The following is a 19,013-nucleotide window of genomic DNA, read 5'->3' as shown; positions in this document are numbered from 1 at the left end:
ACAACTAATACAACTATAACTATACAACAAACACTTTTCCCTAACTGCTCATTTTCCTTTGGAGAGCTCCCGAAGCTTCGGGAGGGGAGAGGAAAACCACAACTAGCATGAAAGTACACATCATTGGCGGAGGAAACCTAGGTGTTTCTATCGCATTAGGACTATCAAAATTTTCTCCGGAAAACCAAGTCACTATAACCCGAAGAAACACCTCCAGCATTCTGTATCTTGAAAAATTAGGCGCAACAGTTTCTACAAATAATATCCATCAGATTCAGGAAGCCGATGTCATTATTTTGACTATCAAACCATACCAAGTAGATACTGTTTTAGCCGAAATCCTTCCGGTAATTTCTAATAAAATCATCGCTTCGGCGGTGAGTGGATTATCGATAGAAAATTTACAAAACAAAATTGGTAGTTCGAATAGTGCTGTCCGAATCATGCCCAATATTGCGGCACAGTTTGGCGCATCAGCCACTTGTATTGCGTTCCATGAAAAAGACAAAGAGAAAGCAGAAGACATAGTTTCCCTTTTTCAGAGTTTGGGAACCGCTCCAATAATTGACGAAAAATTAATGGATGCAGCAACCGTTTTAGCGGCCAGCGGAACTGCTTTTGCGTTGCGTTACATTCGCGCTTCGATGCAAGCTGGAATCGAAATAGGATTTGACTGGCAAACCGCCTTAGCCATCTCTGCACAAACCGTAAAAGGTGCTGCTCAAATGCTACTGGAAGAAAAAGTACACCCGGAACAATTAATTGACCGTGTGACCACACCACAAGGCTGCACGATTGCCGGATTGAACGAAATGGAAATGCATGGATTCAGTTCGTCCTTAATACGAGGAATCAAAACGTCATTGAAACAAATCAAGGGATAAGCGGCATTAGGATGAGTTAATTATAGTGGATAAGGGTCGCACTAGCCTTTAGATTTGAAACGGAAACTAAAAAACAGCTACGTAATCATTGTAGTATAACAAAAAGGAATAGTATGAATCAGAGTACAATTGTAGTTCGAATGTCTAAAAGCAGTGGAGTTTATAATAAATCCAATCGTTATGTAGTGCGAATTACTGATGAAATTGATTGTGAAATGAACTTTACCAACAGCCGGAAAGAATATCGTGTTTTGCCAGGAAAGCATAGTATTGAAATTACTGATGGGACTTTTTTTCAAACAGAACAAATTATCCTTAAAGCCGAAGAAACTAAAGTGCTGACTATAAATCCCAGTCTTACGTACAATCTCGGATTAGGGATAATGACAGGAATGGTAGTGACTGGTTTGATTATTCAATTTGCGGTACTTCAAAGATTTTCGCCTGTAATGATAATTCCATTGTTTTCTTTTTTACTCATTAGAAAAAAAAATTTCTCTAATAGTTTTGCAATAAGTCACTCAAAATAAAATTTATATTAACATCAAAAAGCCTCGTTTAATTACTTAAACGAGGCTTTTTGATTAAATTGATTGTAAATAAATACTGTTGTGCTATTTTTTTGCTCTAATGGGTTTCAAATTAAATTTCAACCATAAAAAACCAATGGTTCCCGCAATAAAAGAAGCAACCAGAATCGCAATTTTTGAATAGGTAATTACTTCTTCTCCATCGTTTTTAAAAGCAAGTAATGTTATGAAAATTGACATTGTAAAACCTATTCCACCCAGCATTCCTGCACCTAGAATACTGTTCCATTTTAGATCTCTTGGCAGCGTACAAATTCCTAAACTCACAGCAAGGAATGAAAACAACCAGATCCCTAATGGTTTTCCTACCACTAAACCCAGCATAATTCCAATCGTATTGGGATGATTTAATCCTTCATGCCAATCGGAGTTGATGGCGATACATGTATTTGCTATGGCAAATAAGGGAAGGATAAAAAACGCGACCGGATAGTGTAAAAAATGCTGTAATCGATAGGAAGATGTCTTCTTGCCCCCATTTCCAAAGGGAATGACAAAGGCTAATAATACTCCGGTTATCGTCGCGTGCACACCTGAATTTAGCATGAAATACCACATAGCCGCTCCACCAATTAAGTAAGGAATAAGACTGTGTACTTTTCTTCGGTTCAGGATAAACAATCCACCCATAATGGCAAAAGCGATAAACAAATTCATATAATCAATAGTGTCCGTGTAAAATATGGCAATTACCATGATTGCACCTAAATCATCAATCACCGCAAGTGCAGTCAAAAATACTTTGAGCGATGTAGGAACACGATTTCCTAAAAGTGACAGAATTCCAATTGCAAAAGCAATATCTGTAGCCATAGGGATTCCAGCTCCATTTTGTGTGATGGTGCCAAAATTCAACAGTAAAAAGATTCCTGCTGGGATAACCATGCCACCTAAGGCTCCAAAAATAGGTAACGCTGCATTTTTTATACTGGATAATTCGCCTTGATACATTTCACGTTCTAATTCTAAACCAATGAGAAGAAAGAAAATAGCCATTAAACCATCATTGATCCAATGTGTTATGGAATGACTACCGATATCAGTTCCCCAAAAAGCAATATATTCGGTTTGAAAAGATGAATTAGCTAATAGCATGGAAACTATGGTAACGAATAGTAATAAGAGTCCGCCTGATTTTTCGCTTTCAAAAAAAGCTTTGAAGGTTTTTGTCAATTTCATTTTTGGATTTTAATTTATTCTAAAAATAAAATTTAGAACAAAATTTATTAATCGCTAATTTACGAATTACAACTCTAATTTCGGTTGTTAAAAGAATAAACCGTAATTTTTTTGTTAATTTGAAGTATCAAAAATTGAACTATTATGGACATCAAAATCCTTCATATAGACAGCAATCATTCCTTACTTTGGGATCAGCTGCAGCATTCCGGATTTATAAATCACAGTGATTTCACTTCGTCAAAAGAAGAAATTGAAGCTAAAATTCAAGACTATCAGGGAATTGTTATTCGAAGCCGTTTCAAGATTGATAAAGAATTTTTGGACAAAGCCACTAATTTGCAATTCATTGCGCGTGTTGGAGCCGGATTAGAAAGTATTGATTGCGATTACGCAATATCCAAAAACATTACCCTTATCGCTGCTCCCGAAGGAAATCGGAATGCCGTTGCCGAACATACATTAGGAATGATTTTATCCCTTTTTAATAAATTGAATGAAGCTGATGGCGAGATACGATCCGGACATTGGAACCGGGAAAGCAACCGCGGCCATGAACTCGACGGAAAAACAATAGGAATTATTGGTTACGGAAACATGGGGAAATCATTTGCTAATAAACTTCGTGGTTTTGATGTGGAAGTACTTTGTTATGATATTCAGGATAATGTTGGCGATGTCAATGCGAAGCAGGTTTCATTAGCAAAATTTCAGCAAAAAGTAGATGTAGTAAGCCTGCATATTCCTTGGACTCCGGATACCGATAAAATGGTTGACAGTGATTTTATCAATGGATTTGTCAAACCCTTTTGGATTATCAATACGTCTCGCGGCAAGAATATTGTCACTGCTGATTTGGTTGCGGCCATGCAATCCGGGAAAATTCTCGGCGCTGGCTTGGATGTTCTGGAATATGAAAAATTATCTTTCGAAACGCTGTTTAAAGACAAACACACACCGGAAGCTTTTCAATATTTGTTGAAAGCAAGAAATGTAATTTTGACACCGCATATTGCTGGTTGGACTTTCGAAAGCCATGAGCGATTGGCACAAGTAATCGTTGATAAAATAAAAGCAAAGTATTTTGGTCAAGCCAAAGTTGCAGAGCCAGAGAAACGCGTTACGGGAATTGGTGGTTTCTTTTTTAAATCAAAAAATCCCAAAGAACTGGTGGCTTGGTACGTGAAACATTTGGGTTTAAAAACCGATGATTATGGTTCCACTTTTTGGTGGAAAGACAAAGAGGGTAATGATTGTTCCACACAGTGGTCGCCATTTTCTGATGATACTAATTATTTTGCTCCAAGCCAGAAACCATTCATGCAAAACTTCAGAGTTGATGATTTAGAAATTTTATTACAAAAATTATCAGATGAAGGTGTAACAATTGTGGGTGATGTGCAGACTTATGAGTATGGAAAATTTGGATGGGTTCTGGATAACGAAGGAAATAAGATAGAACTCTGGGAACCAATCGATAAAGCATTTCAATAATTTTTAATAATCACTAACTTAAATTTAACCAAACCAAACCAAAATGGAAGAAATCGTACAAGAAACTTGGAACACTCCAAGGAAACCTATTCCAGTATTTAAAGTAGATCCAGTATTAGTATTAATTTTTGGGTTTTTAACCTGTGGATTGTATTTAATCTATTGGAACATTAAAGTAGCAGAAGTTTTTAATGCAGTTTCTGAGCGAGAAGTTATCTCACAACCCATAGCCATATTTGCAGGTTGTTGCTATCCTGTAAACATTTATTTCTTTTATTTAGCAGGTAGAGACGGACTTCCGGACGTATACCATAGATCTGGTTCAGTCCAAAAAGACGATACAGTTTTGTTGCTTATTTTAGGACTTTTATTTCCAATGATTGCTGCAATGATAGTTCAAAATGAAATCAATAAATTATATTAGTAATACTAAAGATAAACGTAAAATTTACGGAATTATAGGCGCTGTTCTAACGCTGATGATTCCGTTTTTTTTAATGTTTTTTAATGGGGACAATCATATTGAGACCGATCAATCTTTGTGTCCTTTTAAAATGCTCACTGGTTTTCCATGTCCGGGTTGTGGGATTACAAAGTCATTGGTTTATTTTTATCATGGAGATTTTTACAAGAGCATTAGCTATCATATATTGGGTCCTTTTGTAATTGCATTTAGTGTTGTGAGTATTGTTGTACTGATCATGGAGCTAAGTACTAAAAAAGAGTATTTTAATACTGTTATGTATAATAAAAGACTGGCGTATAGTTTAGGTTTTTTCCTTGTTGGATATCATATAATAAGGTTGATTTTCTTTATAAAAAACAATTCTTTAGATTCCATTTTGAAAGAATCAATTTGGAGGTAATTAGAAAACATAAAAAATCCCGTCTCGTCTTTTTAGGACGAGACGGGATTTTTTATATCCACTGGTACTAATCTTCTTTATCTACTAATTTTCTTTCCAGTTCTTTCTGAAACTCTTCCATTACGGGTTTCATGGTGCTTTCCGGAATATCTGCAATTCGGATGTACATTAATCCGTCAACGGCATTGTTAAAAAGCGGATCTACATTAAAGGCTACCACTTTTGCATTTTGTTTGATGTATTTTTTAATCAAAACCGGCAAACGCAAACTTCCTGGCTCCAGTTCGTCGATAATTTTATCAAACTTATTCAAATCAGATTCGGCTTCATCAAAAATAAAATCCTTATCAGCATCTTTCAGTTTTACTTTATACGCTTTCTTCGGGTGAATGTATTGCGCAATATACGGATCATAATAATTGGACTTCATGAATTCAATCATCAATGATTTCGAAAAATCTGAAAATTGATTGCTGATACTTACGCCACCCAGTAAAAATTTATGTTCCGGGTAACGCAATGTGGTATGCATAATCCCTTTCCAAAGTAAGAAAAGAGGCATCGGTTTCTGTTGGTATTCTTTGATGATAAAAGCACGGCCCATTTCTATGGATTTGTGCATCATATCATGCAATTCAGGCTCAAATCGGAACAAGTCGTTGAGGTAGAAACCATTTATTCCATACTTCGGATAAATTTCGGAACCCAATCCCATTCGGTATGCACCGGCAATTTTATTAGCTTCATTATCCCATAAAAAAAGGTGATGGTAATATTGATCGTGCTTGTCTAAATCAATGGATTCGTTTGTTCCTTCACCTACTTCCCTGAAAGTAATTTCTCGAAGGCGTCCTATTTCATGAAGAATATTAGGTATTTTTTTTGCTCCTGCAAGAAATACTTCATAGTTTTTACTTTGTAAAAGTCGGTAATCGGTGCTGCGTAACGCATCAACTTCCTTGATCATTTTGTCCTGATTTGCGGCAGTAACAATTGTCTTTGGACTTTTAGGAATTTTTAAAGTAGGTGTCGGCAAAAAGTTGCTTTCTTTTTCGAAAGGATTCGCAAGCATGTACGTTTTCTTTCTCAAAAACTCAGAGTATTCCTCAATCGTAGTGTGTTCGTTTTGCTCATTTACTGAAATAGGTTTTCCAATACGCACTTTGATCACGCGACGTTTCTGGCTAAATACTTCCGAAGGCAGTTTTGCCGTTCTGAAAGTACCGCTTATTTTAGAAAGCAAATAGAATAATCGACTATTTTTAGCATGAAAATAAATAGGGACAACAGGTACTTGTGCTTTTCTAATTACTTTTATTGCCCCTTCTTCCCATGGTTTGTCCACCATTAATTTTCCATCTTTATACGTGGAAACTTCTCCGGCAGGAAACATTCCTAATGGTTTTCCATCACTTAAATGACGCAATGTTTCTTTTATTCCCACCACGCTTGATTTAGCATCCTTATGATTTTCAAAAGGATTCACTGGCATAATGTATTTCTTAAGTGGTTCAATGCGATGTAAAAGGAAATTGGCAATAATTTTGAAATTAGGTTCCCTTTCAAGCATTAATTTCAATAATAAAACACCATCAATTCCTCCAAGCGGATGATTAGAAATAGTGATATAAGCACCTTCCTTTGGCAATCGTTTTAAGTCCTCCTCTGGAATTTCAAATTTTATTTTTAAATCATCCAATATTCCATTTAAAAACGAAACATCTTTCAAATGTTTGTTTCTGTTGTATACTTTGTTTAACGTCGATATTTTTAGCACCTTCATCAGCATCCAGCCGGAAAAAGTCCCCAGAACTCCGTACTTGTCTGCATTTATTGCTTTTGCAACTTCTTTTGCGGTTACTAAACCCATGTATTTTTTGTTTTTTTAGAGCAAGAAACAAAGATAGCAAAAAACTCCATTTTCTCTATTTTTCTCTATCAAACTTCTACTTTTTTGTTACATTTGAAATTTAAAAAAAAAATTAATGAGAATTATTTCATACAACGTTAACGGAATCAGAGCCGCCATTTCAAAAGGCTTTATTGACTGGTTGCAACACGCAAATCCGGATATTATTTGTCTTCAGGAAATTAAGGCAACCGAAGATCAAATCCCAGTCGAGGATATTGCAAAAGCGGGTTATCCTTACCAATATTACTATTCCGCGACTAAAAAAGGATATAGCGGCGTGGCTATTCTTTCTAAAATCAAACCCAATAATGTTGTTCATGGAACCGGAATTCATCACATGGATTTCGAAGGAAGAAACCTTCGTGCTGATTTTGATGACTTTTCAGTGATGAGTTTGTACCTGCCATCGGGGACAAATATTGATCGATTGGACCATAAATTCACATTCATGGATGATTTTCAGAACTACATTAACGAACTCAAAAAAGAAACGCCAAACCTGATTATTTGTGGGGATTACAACATTTGCCACGAGGCAATCGATATTCATGATCCTATCAGAAACAAAAATGTTTCTGGATTTTTGCCACAAGAAAGAGCTTGGCTTGATGGATTCATGAAGTCTGGATTTGTAGATAGTTTTCGCCATTTCAATAACGAACCGCACCAATATTCTTGGTGGAGTTACCGCGCCGGAGCCAGAGGAAATAATAAGGGTTGGCGTATCGATTACAATTTAGTCAGCGATTCTTTAAAACATAAACTCAAAAGAGCCGTTATTTTATCAGATGCCGTGCATTCGGATCATTGCCCGATTTTAGTGGAATTAGAGTAAAATTTTCAGGAGCTATTTCCCGTCTCGTCCTAAAGACGAGATTACAATCTTTTCTCTCGTTAAAAAACTAGAGAAAAGGATTTTCACCAATATTGGGGCTCATTCGAATACATTTTGAATTTTTGTATTCAAAACAACATTAGAAACAACATAAATACCAACAAAATGATTAAAAGAGTTTCCATCGGACTATTAGTATTGGCGCTTTCAACCTCTTGTGTATCTAAGAAAATATACAATGACTTAGAAAGTAAGTTCACCGATTTAAAAAAAGAAAACAGAAGTTTAGCAGATGAAAATGCCGATTTGCTAAAAGCTAAAAACCAATTAGAATTAGACCGTGACGGCTTAAAAACTGATTTGAGTAAATCCAAAGCAGAGCTGGATAAATTGAAAGCAGATTATGCAGCGGCTCAAAATAAATTCAATGTCCTGCAGGATTCCTACGCCGCTTTAGAAAAAAACAGCGGAGATGCTTTGCAAAGCAACATGAAGAAAAACCGTGATTTACTGGAGCAATTAGAAGAGAAAGGAAAAGCATTGGCATTAGAACAAGAGCGATTGAGCAAAAATGCACAACGTTTGCAAGAACTGGAAGATTTGATTGCTGCCAAAGAAGCGAGCATGAAAAAACTAAAAGAAACCTTGTCTAAAGCTTTGAACAGTTTTGAAGGAAAGGGGTTGACAGTGGAACAAAAAAATGGAAAAGTGTATGTTTCTATGGAGAACAAATTACTTTTTAATTCCGGAAGTTGGGCTGTAGGTTCCGAAGGAAAAAAAGCAGTTATTGAAGTAGGTAAAGTTTTGGGTGATAACCCGGATATCTCAGTGCTTATTGAAGGTCATACGGATGATGATGCTTTCACGGCTTCAGGACCAATTGCAGATAACTGGGATTTATCGACTAAAAGAGCTACTGCAATAGTTGCTATTTTGAGCGAGAACAAAAAAATCAACAAGGAAAACTTAACTGCGGCAGGACGAGGCGAGTTTTCACCGTTAACAAGCAATGCAACAGCCGAAGGAAAAGCTAAAAATCGTAGAATCGAAATTATTCTAACACCAAGATTAGACGAAATCGCTGAAATGTTGAATGAGATAAATTAAAAAGGAGCAAAGGTTCAAAGATGCAAAGGTTCAGAGTTTATGCTTTGGACCTTTTTCTTTTACCGCTAATTCGCGTTTTTTTTTTAACATGCTGTAAACGTTTCTCAATTTTCTGTTAACAGCAAATGCTAACCACAAACTAATTTTATCTTTGTTTTCGAAAATAAAATACAATTTCCTTAGATATGAAATACACTACTTTACCAAATACTGATGTAAAAGTCAGCAAAATTTGCCTTGGAACGATGACTTTTGGAGAGCAAAACACCGAAGCTGATGGTCATGCCCAAATGGATTATGCTTTAGAAAATGGAGTTAATTTCTTTGATACTGCCGAGATGTATTCGATTCCATCGCGTGAGGAAACCTACGGAAGTACAGAGAAAATACTTGGAACCTGGTTCAAAAAAACAGGAAAAAGAGAAGAAATAGTTTTGGCATCCAAAATTGCCGGACCCAATCCGAATTTTGGCTACATGAGAGAGAAATTAGATTTCTCGCCAGCTAGTATAAAGTTTGCATTGGATAATAGTTTGCAACGCTTACAAACAGATTATATCGATGTGTACCAATTGCATTGGCCAGAACGCAAAACCAATTATTTTGGACAACGCGGTTTCAAAGTGCAGGATGATGCTTGGCAAGATAACATTCACAATGTATTGGAAACGTTGGACAGTTTTGTCAAAGAAGGAAAAATAAACCACATCGGACTTTCAAATGAAAATCCTTGGGGAATCATGCGTTTTCTGGAGGAGAGTAAATACAACAATCTGCCAAGAGTAAAAACGATTCAAAATCCATATTCGTTATTAAACAGACTTTTTGAAAACGGTTCTGCTGAAGTTTGCCTGAGAGAAAATGTTGGTTTATTAGCATATTCGCCGATGGCTTTTGGGGTTTTGTCGGGTAAATTCCTAACAGGTGAAGACCATCCAAATGCCAGAATCAAATTGTTTCCTCAGTATTCCAGATATAACAGCGCACAAAGTACCGAAGCCACTCGTTTGTATCAGGAGATAGCCAAGAAAAATGGATTGACCTTGACGGAATTGTCTTTGGCATTTATAAATCAACAGCCATTTGTAACTAGCACGATTATTGGGGCGACAACATTGGAACAATTAAAGGAAAATATTGATACGATTCAGGTTACACTTTCGGATGAAATTCTAAAAGCAATTGATGAAGTTCAGGCTATAATTCCTGATCCGGCTCCGTAAAGTAATAAACCCTATTAGAGTTCAAAACTCTGATAGGGTTGTTTTTAATTAAAGATCAAATTCATCATCAACGGATAATGAATCCACTTTTATTTGCGTTGAATCTTGTACTTTGAATTTGATAAAAGATTTTGCAGGTCCTGAAATTATGATGGGTAAGGACTTGTAAATAGTGTCTTCTGGAGTTAAAAGTCCTCTTCGAAACATGATATTTGTTAGGAACGACTCTTGTTTTATTGCAAAATCTTTCAACATTCCTTGATCGTTAAACTGATACATAAATTTCTTAGGACTTGGAATAATTCGGGCGAGATACAAACATTCGTTCAGCGATAATTCAGAAGGTGTTTTTTGGAAATAAAACTGACTTGCTTCACCAATTCCATATACATTTGGACCCCATTCGATAATATTAAAATACACTTCAAGCATGCGTTCTTTACTTACAATCCGGTTATTTTCCAGAATGTAAACCAATAAAATTTCCTCCAGTTTGCGTGATACTGTTTTTTCCCGACTCAGAAAAGCATTTTTCACTAATTGCATGCTGATAGTGCTGGCACCGCGTGAAAACTTTTTGGTTCTGATGTTTTTTACGATGGATTGTTTGAATGCTTCGCTGATAAAACCACGGTGCGAAAAGAAAGAAGGATCTTCTGTTGTTAAAACCGACTTTCTTAAATACGGTGAAATTTGGTCTAAAGGCGTATAATTTGGATTGGCAGAACCAACCAAAATCGGGCGTTGCAACACATTTTTGATAAGAGCACGATATACAAATTCGCCATTAAGTTTGTTGAGATTAGCTTCTCCGTATTTTGTAATTTTCAGATTTTCTTTCTTCAATTTACTGTCAAAAACCAGTTGATTCGGTTTGTTTTGGTTGAAGGCAAAATCCAATTTGTAATCAAAAGTACCACTCGCTTCCATTCCTTGAAAGTGGGTAAATAAACCATCAGGAAGCGAAGTAATGAAATCCTGCGCGTTCATTTTTGGAATATTGACCTTGAGTTTGTAAATCGTATCTTTTTCGGTTTCGTAAGCCAAGTAAGGGTGAAATTTTATTTTATTCAACTGAACTGTTGAGCTGCTGTCAATCGAAATAAAATCAGAACCCAATAAGAATCTGTAATCAAATTTAGCATTCTGTAGGACTACATCTTTACTGGCAATTTTTGGATGATTGATTTTTAAATTGGCAATAGCCATAAACCCATCAATATGCAATTCGTCACCGTCTTTATCAATGTTTTGAATATTCAATCTAATTGAGTCAAAGCTTGATTTCAGGTTGAAACGCTCGTCTAAATACGGCATCTGGATGGCACCAGTATCAATATTTACAAAGCGAATATCTGCTTTTTTGTTTCTTGGATCGGCAAATCCTTTGATTTTCCATCGTTGTGAAATCGTATTGGTTTGAACTTTTATCGAAGTTTCGAGCTGTTTGTTGATCAATCGTAATTTTTGGAAATCGATGGTTGCTTTTTTCCCGTTATCATTGAGTCGGAAAGAAAGATTGTCCAGGATCATATCCGTTGGGACTAAATTCAGCGCTTTTGAAATGATTCTGTAGGCAAACTGAGCGTAATTTCTTTTTTCGTCACGAATTTCTGTTTGACTGTCTTTTTTTAGAAATGAATCATAATTTCCCGACCTTCCTTTTTTTACAAATTGAACAAAACCATTCTGCATTTCTAAAGTTCCAAGTTGCAAGTCGCCGGTGATTAATTTCCATAAATTGACACTGGTTTTTAGTTTTTGAATTTTAAAAAGAGTGTCTGCATTTTTTGGGACCAGAATTATTTCGGTAAGATTCAAGCCCGATAGTCCATCAAAAGAAGCTTTTTTTATTGAAAAAGTACTGTTGTAATCCACTTCCATTTCGTGTGATACCTTAGCGATGGTTTGTTGTAAAACGGCATCACGAAATATGTAAAAAGCAATAATCATGACGGCAAATAATACAAAAAGTATTTTCGCAACAAGGATTATTTTTTGTTTTCCGGTTCTCATAAATGATGTGGATACTTGATAAAATCTAAAATAAATGGAGTTTAGAATCTCGTCTATAAAGAAAAGCAAAATAATACCAAAGGAAAGTTTTTTATAGTTTTCTTTAGAATTTTGATGAATAATATAATTACGTTCGATTGTAAACATAAAAAAACTACAACTTAAATAGCGATGTAGTTTCTAAATTGCTTTTTTGCGGTCAATTAGCTTTTTGGCTTTGGTTCTTTGTATTCATAAGGATTGTAGAACCTACGCACTTTCTCTACAATTTGATTTAACGTCATTTTGTCCGCGGTTTCTACCGCTTTTAGTTTCCCCGGTTCAATTAAATGATCTGTCATTAATTTTTGTTCCAGTTTGGTTTTGGTTTGCGCAGGACCAAAAACAATAAGTTCATCTGATTTTTTTACATACGACAGCACTGATTTTATAAAATAATCCAGCTCTTGTTTTTTTCGGTCGTCAAATTTTTTATCGCTATCACCGTGATGACCTGCTGAAAAAGTGCCTTTATTACCTTCTTTATTGTGATAAACGCTGTTTTCAACCTCAGAATCTATTTCGGTAATTTTTTCTGTATCACCATCAAGAGCAACAATTATTGCTTTTGAAGAATCTATCCAAATGCCAGTTTGTCTTTTCATGTCTTTGCTATTTTAAAATTAAAGTAGATTGTTTTATGCGGTTTTTATTGAAACAGAATCGCACTCAGTTGACTTATTAGAACGTGTTCTGATTTGTTTTTTCCTGAAAATGATAAAGCTATGGCGTTGGCAGTTTTTAGAATTAAGGCATTAATTTCTGGAGTGAATAAGTGTTGATGTTCTGCTCTGAAAATTTTAAAGTCGGGAATCACTTGTTCCAATTCCCATTCATTGGCGACAAGCCAGTCAAAAACAATTTCGATTTCATAAGCAGTGTCATCACCAAATTCATTAAAACTATTTTCCAGCGGAAGCCATTCCGTTTTTATGATTTGTTTCAGTTTTTCGATTTCTTCTTTATGAATGGTTTTGTCTATGGCCGCAATAGAATAGAACACTTTACCTAAGTGTTCGTATAAATGAGTCATAGTTTGGTGTGAGGGTTTCATTTTTCTGTAAGACGTTGTTAAACATAAAGTTACGAAAATAATGAATCTCTTTCTTGATTTTTTTATTTTTATTTAAAATAAGAAATAGTTAAAGGAAGCTAAGGTTGTGAAAAAGATTTATTTCGTTTTTGCATCCAAAAACGACAGCAGATTGTCTGTTTCCAGTTTTTGATTGGCGTATTTTGATTGGAGTTCAGAACCTTCGCCCATTCTATTGAAGTATTCTAACGCTTTTTTTGCAAAGAAGCGTTTGTGGAAATCCGGAAGTTCAGGAATTTGAGGAAATTTTTTATGAAAAAGCATTTCATAATACGCTTGCCATTCCCTTTCATTTTTATCTTCAATTAAGTTTTCTTTCGTTTTCTGACTCACGTGAATCATTTCATGCATCAGTAGATTGAGCATTAAATGCAGCGGATATTCGAAAGTGTTTTCTGGAATCCGAATAATTTGTGGTCCAGCAAGTGGTCCTTCGGTTGTCATTAAAATAAAGTTAGGCTTTGCTTTTTCTCTGAGTTCAAAACCTTTGAAGTTAGGGTGTGTTAAACTGTATTTTTCAATCAAGAACTGTGCTGCAGCAATCGTTTCTCCTATTTCATGATAGGAATGTACAATTTGTAGTTGGTCTTGGTAAGTTTTCATTGCAGTGGATTAGCGTAATTTATTTCAGTTTGTTGATGAGCATAAGCATGGTAAATATATACTTTATTCGGTTTTATTCATAATCGAGTGAACTCTTCTAACTTGTAGACTTCAAAAAAAAAAGCCTAACAAAACAAATGTTTGTTAGGCTTTAAAAATTTGGTTTTGTAGGTTACAGGATCGCTTTGGCTGCAAATTCTGCTACAGTATGATCGTCTTCTACGGTACTTCCACTTACTCCAATAGCTCCAATTACCTCACCATCATTGTTTTTGATAACAACACCACCTGGGAAAGTAATCAATCCGCCATTACTGTGCTCTATGTTGTACAACGGAGCATCAGGTTTTACCAACGGAGTTAAAGTTGCAGTGTCCATGGTGAACCATGCTGATGTTTTTGCTTTTTTGAATGAAATGTCAATAGATCCTATCCATGCGCCATCCATTCTTGCGAATGCTACTAAATTAGCACCTGCGTCTACTACGCAAATGTCCATTTTAGTTCCAATTTCTTCTGATTTGATTTTTGCTGCAGCAATAACTGCTTCTGCTTGTTGTAATGTAATGTTCATCTTTTTAAACTTATTTGGTTGTAAATTGGGTAATTAATTCAATTGGAGTTGCACTTAAAGCTTTGCTGATTGGGCATCCAAGTTTTACTGCTTCGGCTAATTCATTAAATTGTGCTTCGGTCATTCCGCTAACTTCACCAGTTAAATGAAGTTTGATGACTGAGATTTCAAATCCATCACGATCAGCGTCGAGTGCTACTTTGGCCTCAACGTGTAAAACTTCTGGAGTAAAACCAGCTTGAGTGACAGCAAAACTCAAAGCCATTGCAAAACATCCTGCGTGAGCTGCTGCTAATAGCTCCTCCGGATTGGTGCCTTGTGTGCCATCTACGTTTTCAAAACGAGAATTAAAGCTGTAAGGAGTGTTATTAAAAAATTGATTTTTAGAGTTTAGAGTTCCTTTTCCCTCTAATCCGGTACCGTTCCAAGTGGCGGTCGCTTTTCGTAATGTTCCCATAGTCTTATCTTTTATAGTGTGCTACAATAGTTGCTTTTGCAATGGTGTTGGCCCATAAATTATAACCAACTAATTCTGGATTAGCAGTTGCATCTAGTCCTAAATTATCTGTTTTTAATGCGTATACTGTAAAAATGTAAGTATGAATTCCGTGGCCTACGGGCGGACATGGACCTCCAAAACCAGTTGCGCCAAAGCTTGTAGTACTTTGAATTGTTCCTGCAGGCATTAAATTTAAGGCTGGATTTCCTGCTTTTGAAACAATTTCATTACTATTTGACGGAATGTTAAAAGCTACCCAATGCCACCAACCTGCTCCTGTAGGCGCATCTGGATCGTAGCACGTAATAGCAAAACTTTTGGTTCCTTCTGGAGCATTTGCCCAGCTTAATTGTGGTGATGCATTGTTTCCGTTACAGCCAAATCCATTAAACTCATTCTGAATGGTAAAGGATCCGCCCATATCTTTACTGCTTAGCGTAAACGTTTTTTGAGCAAAAAGAGTACCTGTAAAAAGTAATACAGCTGATAAAAATAAAATTGATTTCTGCATGATTAATGTTTTAAAAATTACATTACAAAAGTCAGTAATATGGCAGGAAACTCTAAAACTAAAAAGTTCAAAAAATGTTGCTAAAAGTTCAAATATTAATTTGTGATTGTTTAGGAGTGGTTCCAAATTTATTTTTGTACGCTTGAACAAAACTCGATAAATTTTCAAAACCTATTTCTTCGTACACATCAGAGGCACGCATTTTTTTGGTTTGCAACAAGTAAGCAGCATGTTCAAGTCGTTTTTCTTGAAACCATCGAATTGGACTTGTTTGAAATTCTTTATCAAAGTTGCGTTTAAAAGTAGAAACGCTCATGTTACACAAAAAGGAAAGTTCTTGTATGCTTAAATTGTTCAATGCATTTTTGTGCATCGTATCTACAAATGATTTTGCCGATGGGTTTTGATTATGAACAAAATTCAATAAAAAATCGATTCCCTTCATTTGCACAAGATACAGAAGGATTTCCTCAAATTTTAACGGTAGCATTTTGTTGATAAAATCAACAGGTTGCGTTTGAAGGTGAACCAAACTTTTAACAATATTTTGAATTACGCGATCGTATTCTGTGATAATAAAAGGATCGTTATTTTGTTTATGATTGTTCTTGTAATCGTATTTTTTTAGAAAGTCTTCAACGGCTTTGTCCGAAAAAAAAAGCAACATACTTCGGTAATTTTGACTCAAAGAAATGCTTTCGCTCATCAAACAATTACCTGCTTTAATAATGACAAATTTATCGTTTTCGATTCGCGTTGTGTGGTTTTGAGTGATGAGTTCTTTGGTGCCATTGAGTAGAAAACTAAAAACATTTTTAGAAAGTTGTACCTTGTTTTTGTTGATACTTTTTGAAATAAAATACTCATACATTTGTAATTCACTATCGCTGTTGGTTTCTATCTGCTCAGGTAAATATTGAATTTCCATCTTATGATTTAAAATTTTTCTACAATAAATATAATTATCCAAATAGCTCACTCGCTACATCTTCAATTTTGGCAACCAATCTGATTTTTATTCCGGTATTTTTCAGCGCAATTTTGTTGTATTTGGATACAAAAATGGTCGAAAAACCTAATTTTTCTGCTTCCTGAATGCGTTGGTCCACACGGTTTACAGGACGTATTTCGCCAGAAAGTCCCACTTCTCCGGCAAAACAGAAATCTTTATTGACTGCAATATCTTCATTCGAAGATAAAATGGCGGCTACAACCGCTAAATCTATTGCGGGATCATCTACTGAAATTCCTCCGGTTATGTTGAGGAAAACGTCTTTGGCTCCAAGCCTGAAACCAGCTCTTTTCTCTAAAACTGCCAAAATCATATTGAGTCGTTTGGCATTATAACCCGTGGTGCTGCGTTGCGGTGTTCCATAAACTGCGGTGCTTACTAAGGCTTGGATTTCAATCATCAAAGGACGCATGCCTTCTAAAGTGGAGGCAATTGCGGTTCCGGATAATTCCTCGTCTTTGTGTGAAATTAATATTTCGGATGGATTTGAGACTTCGCGCAAACCATTGCCCAGCATTTCATAAATCCCAATTTCAGCAGTGGATCCGAAACGGTTTTTTAAAGAACGTAAAATGCGATACACGTGATTCCGGTCGCCTTCAAACTGTAAAACGGTATCAACCATGTGTTCGAGGATTTTTGGTCCTGCTATGTTTCCGTCTTTGGTAATATGACCAATCAGAATCACGGGAATATTAGTTTCTTTGGCAAATTTTATCAGTTCAGCTGTGGTTTCCCTAATTTGAGAAATACTTCCGGGAGTGGATTCGATATAATCCGTATGCAAGGTTTGAATAGAATCGATGATGACGATTTCCGGTTCGATGGCTTCAATTTGCTTGAAGATATTTTGTGTTTTCGTTTCCGTCAAAATATAGCAATTGTCTCCGCTCGGCGTGATTCTTTCGGCACGCATTTTTATTTGTTTCTGACTTTCCTCGCCCGAAACATATAAAGTTTTGTAGGGTAACTTTAAAGAAATTTGGAGCAATAGTGTACTTTTTCCAATACCGGGTTCGCCTCCCAAAAGGATTAAGGAACCTGGAACGATTCCGCCACCCAAAACGCGATTTAATTCGCTGTCAGTAGTGTCCATTCGGATTTCTTGAGCCGAATCAATTTCGTTTATTCGTAACGGTTTTGGTGCTTTATTACTGGAAGTAGGTTCGCTCTTCCAAGCTACTTTTTCTTGTTTTTGGATTATTTCCTCTGCAATGGTGTTCCATTCTTTGCAAGAATTACATTGTCCTTGCCATTTTGCATATTGTGCTCCACAGTTTTGGCAAAAAAAAGTTGTTTTTACTTTTGACATTGTCTTATTTTTTTTCTTCTACGGCATCTGTTATTTCGGATTGCTCTGTTTCTTTTCCTTTTTTGGCAAAGGATTTCTTCAAAGAATCCGTTTTTTCAAACATCATATCTTTGGTAAGCTGTCCAATTTCATCTTTCAAAAAAGCGTCTTGATAGTATTTTGCGGCTCGTTTTAAGTCGCCTTTTTGTTCAAACATCAGCGCCAATTCATAATCAGCAAGCATTGTTTTTGGGTAATTTTTTCTTGCCAAAATAGACAATTCTTCAAGTTCATTGTACATTTTGTTCTTTAAAATTGCGGATTCTATAGCATTAAAATCTGAAATTCTAACAGGAGTTCTTACACCATAATATTTCTCCATGTCATCATATTTTTTTGTCAAATAAGAAACATAGTCATTTGGCAACACTACGATTTTTTCATTGTACTCCAAGGGAGAAATTGCTTTGTAGGTTTCAAATAAATGGTATAAGGCATTTGGTATGGAATGCAGTACTAAAGAGTAGTGGGATGCGCCAATAAATTGATCCTGTTTATAATGTAAATTTTCATTTTTTATAGTTAATATATTGGAATGTAGTATTTTAATCCCTTCTTGGTATTCTTTTAAATCTTTGTCAGAATAGGACTGGTAATAAAAGACTGGGGAGCTGACTTTAGATAATTGTTTTGCAATTTGCATTTCCATTCCGGTTGCCAGTTCTGGACTTAATGATATATATGCTCTGAAGGGAGAGGTTTCTTTGTATAAAAAAAGATTTAAATAGCTGGCAGTGAGGTCATGTCCGGCTATAGTTTTAAAGGGGGTAATTCTGTATTTTTTTTCTAAATTAGGCAATAGTTCCGTAGAAATAAAATCAAAAAATTTAGTGCCTTTTTCTATGGGATATCCAGTTGCATCGTCAATTTCGCAATCAAATTCCCGTTCGTTATTTTTATTTTGATGAATTCCCACAATAATGGTTTCGGGCATTTCATCCCAATAATTCCCATAGGATAGTGCCCCGTTAAAGGCATCAAAAAGATAATCCCCATCGAGTAAAACAAGTAAGGGGTATTTTTTCTCTTTATTCTTTTGATAAGAAGCCGGTAATGAAACTGTGATGATCCGATTTTCATCTAAATGCTGCGATGCTATAGTGTCTGTGCTTACTTGAGAAAACGTGGTTACACAGAATAATAATGATACAATGAGGAAGAATTTTTTCATGTGAAATGAATATTTTTAATAATTTAGGTTGTCAAATAGATGGCCAATATAGTA

The 19,013-nt window shown here is 35.6% G+C and carries 20 protein-coding genes and 1 pseudogene; 9 read left to right on the top strand and 12 right to left on the bottom strand.

What is annotated here, in order from left to right; genetic code table 11:
• Nucleotides 1–107 precede the first annotated feature (107 nt).
• On the top strand, nt 108–884 hold the full coding sequence (gene proC / locus BC952_RS01550; protein ID WP_121363958.1) for a pyrroline-5-carboxylate reductase: 777 nt from the start codon (nt 108–110) through the stop codon (nt 882–884).
• Nucleotides 885–997: 113 nt separating this feature from the next.
• Nucleotides 998–1,414: a hypothetical protein gene (locus tag BC952_RS01545; RefSeq protein ID WP_121363957.1), complete on the top strand. Its 417-nt coding sequence runs from the start codon at nt 998–1,000 to the stop codon at nt 1,412–1,414.
• 84 nt (nt 1,415–1,498) lie between these two features.
• On the opposite strand, the gene nhaA is transcribed toward BC952_RS01545, so the two are convergent.
• Complete coding sequence (gene nhaA / locus BC952_RS01540) at nt 1,499–2,653, bottom strand: Na+/H+ antiporter NhaA (protein ID WP_121363956.1); 1,155 nt, start codon at nt 2,651–2,653, stop codon at nt 1,499–1,501.
• A 144-nt stretch (nt 2,654–2,797) separates the two neighbouring features.
• On the opposite strand from nhaA, the pseudogene BC952_RS01535 reads away from it, so the two are divergent.
• The 4 genes and pseudogenes from BC952_RS01535 to BC952_RS01525 form a co-directional block, all read left to right on the top strand.
• Nucleotides 2,798–3,736: pseudogene (locus tag BC952_RS01535) on the top strand (2-hydroxyacid dehydrogenase); the annotation flags it as partial.
• A complete protein-coding gene (locus tag BC952_RS15190; protein ID WP_425269343.1) occupies nt 3,710–4,147 on the top strand; it encodes a VOC family protein in 438 nt (145 codons plus the stop codon). The pseudogene BC952_RS01535 and the gene BC952_RS15190, both read left to right, overlap by 27 nt.
• A gap of 43 nt (nt 4,148–4,190) precedes the next feature.
• Nucleotides 4,191–4,571, top strand: coding sequence for a DUF4234 domain-containing protein (locus tag BC952_RS01530; protein WP_121363955.1), 381 nt, complete (start codon nt 4,191–4,193; stop codon nt 4,569–4,571).
• Nucleotides 4,549–5,013, top strand: coding sequence for a DUF2752 domain-containing protein (locus BC952_RS01525; RefSeq protein ID WP_121363954.1), 465 nt, complete (start codon nt 4,549–4,551; stop codon nt 5,011–5,013). Before BC952_RS01530 ends, BC952_RS01525 begins: the two co-directional genes overlap by 23 nt.
• A 67-nt stretch (nt 5,014–5,080) precedes the next feature.
• Here BC952_RS01525 and BC952_RS01520 read toward each other — a convergent pair whose 3' ends face one another.
• Nucleotides 5,081–6,883 carry a GNAT family N-acyltransferase gene (locus tag BC952_RS01520; RefSeq protein WP_121363953.1) on the bottom strand — a complete coding sequence of 601 codons (1,803 nt, stop codon included), beginning with the start codon at nt 6,881–6,883 and terminating at the stop codon, nt 5,081–5,083.
• Between the two features lie 115 nt (nt 6,884–6,998).
• On the opposite strand from BC952_RS01520, the gene BC952_RS01515 reads away from it, so the two are divergent.
• The 3 genes from BC952_RS01515 to BC952_RS01505 all read left to right on the top strand — a co-directional run bounded on the left by BC952_RS01515 (nt 6,999) and on the right by BC952_RS01505 (nt 10,090).
• Nucleotides 6,999–7,760, top strand: a complete 762-nt coding sequence (locus BC952_RS01515) for an exodeoxyribonuclease III (protein ID WP_121363952.1) — start codon at nt 6,999–7,001, stop codon at nt 7,758–7,760.
• 165 nt (nt 7,761–7,925) lie between these two features.
• Nucleotides 7,926–8,867, top strand: coding sequence for an OmpA/MotB family protein (locus BC952_RS01510; RefSeq protein WP_121364903.1), 942 nt, complete (start codon nt 7,926–7,928; stop codon nt 8,865–8,867).
• A 185-nt stretch (nt 8,868–9,052) separates the two neighbouring features.
• Nucleotides 9,053–10,090: an aldo/keto reductase gene (locus BC952_RS01505; protein ID WP_121363951.1), complete on the top strand. Its 1,038-nt coding sequence runs from the start codon at nt 9,053–9,055 to the stop codon at nt 10,088–10,090.
• A gap of 48 nt (nt 10,091–10,138) precedes the next feature.
• Here the strand turns inward: BC952_RS01505 and BC952_RS01500 are convergent, their stop codons facing one another.
• The 10 genes from BC952_RS01500 to BC952_RS01455 form a co-directional block, all read right to left on the bottom strand.
• On the bottom strand, nt 10,139–12,106 hold the full coding sequence (locus BC952_RS01500) for a transglycosylase domain-containing protein (protein WP_121364902.1): 1,968 nt from the start codon (nt 12,104–12,106) through the stop codon (nt 10,139–10,141).
• A 203-nt stretch (nt 12,107–12,309) separates the two neighbouring features.
• On the bottom strand, nt 12,310–12,750 hold the full coding sequence (locus BC952_RS01495; RefSeq protein ID WP_121363950.1) for a hypothetical protein: 441 nt from the start codon (nt 12,748–12,750) through the stop codon (nt 12,310–12,312).
• A 44-nt stretch (nt 12,751–12,794) separates the two neighbouring features.
• The gene (locus tag BC952_RS01490) at nt 12,795–13,199 is read right to left on the bottom strand and encodes a hypothetical protein (RefSeq protein WP_244200076.1); all 405 of its coding nucleotides are present in this window, start codon (nt 13,197–13,199) and stop codon (nt 12,795–12,797) included.
• Nucleotides 13,200–13,316: 117 nt separating this feature from the next.
• Nucleotides 13,317–13,841, bottom strand: a complete 525-nt coding sequence (locus tag BC952_RS01485; RefSeq protein ID WP_121363949.1) for a hypothetical protein — start codon at nt 13,839–13,841, stop codon at nt 13,317–13,319.
• 172 nt (nt 13,842–14,013) lie between these two features.
• Complete coding sequence (locus tag BC952_RS01480) at nt 14,014–14,415, bottom strand: GlcG/HbpS family heme-binding protein (RefSeq protein WP_121363948.1); 402 nt, start codon at nt 14,413–14,415, stop codon at nt 14,014–14,016.
• Between the two features lie 10 nt (nt 14,416–14,425).
• Nucleotides 14,426–14,872, bottom strand: coding sequence for an OsmC family protein (locus BC952_RS01475; RefSeq protein ID WP_121363947.1), 447 nt, complete (start codon nt 14,870–14,872; stop codon nt 14,426–14,428).
• 4 nt (nt 14,873–14,876) lie between these two features.
• Nucleotides 14,877–15,425 carry a YbhB/YbcL family Raf kinase inhibitor-like protein gene (locus BC952_RS01470; protein WP_121363946.1) on the bottom strand — a complete coding sequence of 183 codons (549 nt, stop codon included), beginning with the start codon at nt 15,423–15,425 and terminating at the stop codon, nt 14,877–14,879.
• A gap of 88 nt (nt 15,426–15,513) precedes the next feature.
• Nucleotides 15,514–16,353 (bottom strand): helix-turn-helix domain-containing protein, encoded by an 840-nt coding sequence (locus BC952_RS01465; RefSeq protein WP_121363945.1) that lies wholly within the window; start codon nt 16,351–16,353, stop codon nt 15,514–15,516.
• A gap of 34 nt (nt 16,354–16,387) precedes the next feature.
• Nucleotides 16,388–17,749, bottom strand: a complete 1,362-nt coding sequence (gene radA, locus BC952_RS01460; RefSeq protein WP_121363944.1) for a DNA repair protein RadA — start codon at nt 17,747–17,749, stop codon at nt 16,388–16,390.
• Between the two features lie 4 nt (nt 17,750–17,753).
• Entirely contained in the window at nt 17,754–18,959 is a 1,206-nt protein-coding gene (locus BC952_RS01455) for an alpha/beta hydrolase (RefSeq protein WP_121363943.1), read from the bottom strand.
• Between the last annotated feature and the right edge of the window lie 54 nt (nt 18,960–19,013).

Source organism: Flavobacterium limicola (assembly GCF_003634755.1).
Classification (GTDB): Bacteria; Bacteroidota; Bacteroidia; order Flavobacteriales; family Flavobacteriaceae; genus Flavobacterium; species Flavobacterium limicola.
Note: the sequence above shows the minus strand (reverse complement) of the source record. Positions and strands in the feature narration are given on the sequence as shown.

What these genes read in the sequence shown, in the direction of transcription:
- proC (WP_121363958.1), top strand. Translation starts at nt 108, where the DNA reads ATGAAAGTACACATCATTGGCGGAGGAAACCTAGGTGTTTCTATCGCA.
- BC952_RS01545 (WP_121363957.1), top strand. Translation starts at nt 998, where the DNA reads ATGAATCAGAGTACAATTGTAGTTCGAATGTCTAAAAGCAGTGGAGTT.
- nhaA (WP_121363956.1), bottom strand. Translation starts at nt 2,653, where the DNA reads ATGAAATTGACAAAAACCTTCAAAGCTTTTTTTGAAAGCGAAAAATCA.
- BC952_RS01530 (WP_121363955.1), top strand. Translation starts at nt 4,191, where the DNA reads ATGGAAGAAATCGTACAAGAAACTTGGAACACTCCAAGGAAACCTATT.
- BC952_RS01525 (WP_121363954.1), top strand. Translation starts at nt 4,549, where the DNA reads ATGAAATCAATAAATTATATTAGTAATACTAAAGATAAACGTAAAATT.
- BC952_RS01520 (WP_121363953.1), bottom strand. Translation starts at nt 6,883, where the DNA reads ATGGGTTTAGTAACCGCAAAAGAAGTTGCAAAAGCAATAAATGCAGAC.
- BC952_RS01515 (WP_121363952.1), top strand. Translation starts at nt 6,999, where the DNA reads ATGAGAATTATTTCATACAACGTTAACGGAATCAGAGCCGCCATTTCA.
- BC952_RS01510 (WP_121364903.1), top strand. Translation starts at nt 7,926, where the DNA reads ATGATTAAAAGAGTTTCCATCGGACTATTAGTATTGGCGCTTTCAACC.
- BC952_RS01505 (WP_121363951.1), top strand. Translation starts at nt 9,053, where the DNA reads ATGAAATACACTACTTTACCAAATACTGATGTAAAAGTCAGCAAAATT.
- BC952_RS01500 (WP_121364902.1), bottom strand. Translation starts at nt 12,106, where the DNA reads ATGAGAACCGGAAAACAAAAAATAATCCTTGTTGCGAAAATACTTTTT.
- BC952_RS01495 (WP_121363950.1), bottom strand. Translation starts at nt 12,750, where the DNA reads ATGAAAAGACAAACTGGCATTTGGATAGATTCTTCAAAAGCAATAATT.
- BC952_RS01490 (WP_244200076.1), bottom strand. Translation starts at nt 13,199, where the DNA reads ATGAAACCCTCACACCAAACTATGACTCATTTATACGAACACTTAGGT.
- BC952_RS01485 (WP_121363949.1), bottom strand. Translation starts at nt 13,841, where the DNA reads ATGAAAACTTACCAAGACCAACTACAAATTGTACATTCCTATCATGAA.
- BC952_RS01480 (WP_121363948.1), bottom strand. Translation starts at nt 14,415, where the DNA reads ATGAACATTACATTACAACAAGCAGAAGCAGTTATTGCTGCAGCAAAA.
- BC952_RS01475 (WP_121363947.1), bottom strand. Translation starts at nt 14,872, where the DNA reads ATGGGAACATTACGAAAAGCGACCGCCACTTGGAACGGTACCGGATTA.
- BC952_RS01470 (WP_121363946.1), bottom strand. Translation starts at nt 15,425, where the DNA reads ATGCAGAAATCAATTTTATTTTTATCAGCTGTATTACTTTTTACAGGT.
- BC952_RS01465 (WP_121363945.1), bottom strand. Translation starts at nt 16,353, where the DNA reads ATGGAAATTCAATATTTACCTGAGCAGATAGAAACCAACAGCGATAGT.
- radA (WP_121363944.1), bottom strand. Translation starts at nt 17,749, where the DNA reads ATGTCAAAAGTAAAAACAACTTTTTTTTGCCAAAACTGTGGAGCACAA.
- BC952_RS01455 (WP_121363943.1), bottom strand. Translation starts at nt 18,959, where the DNA reads ATGAAAAAATTCTTCCTCATTGTATCATTATTATTCTGTGTAACCACG.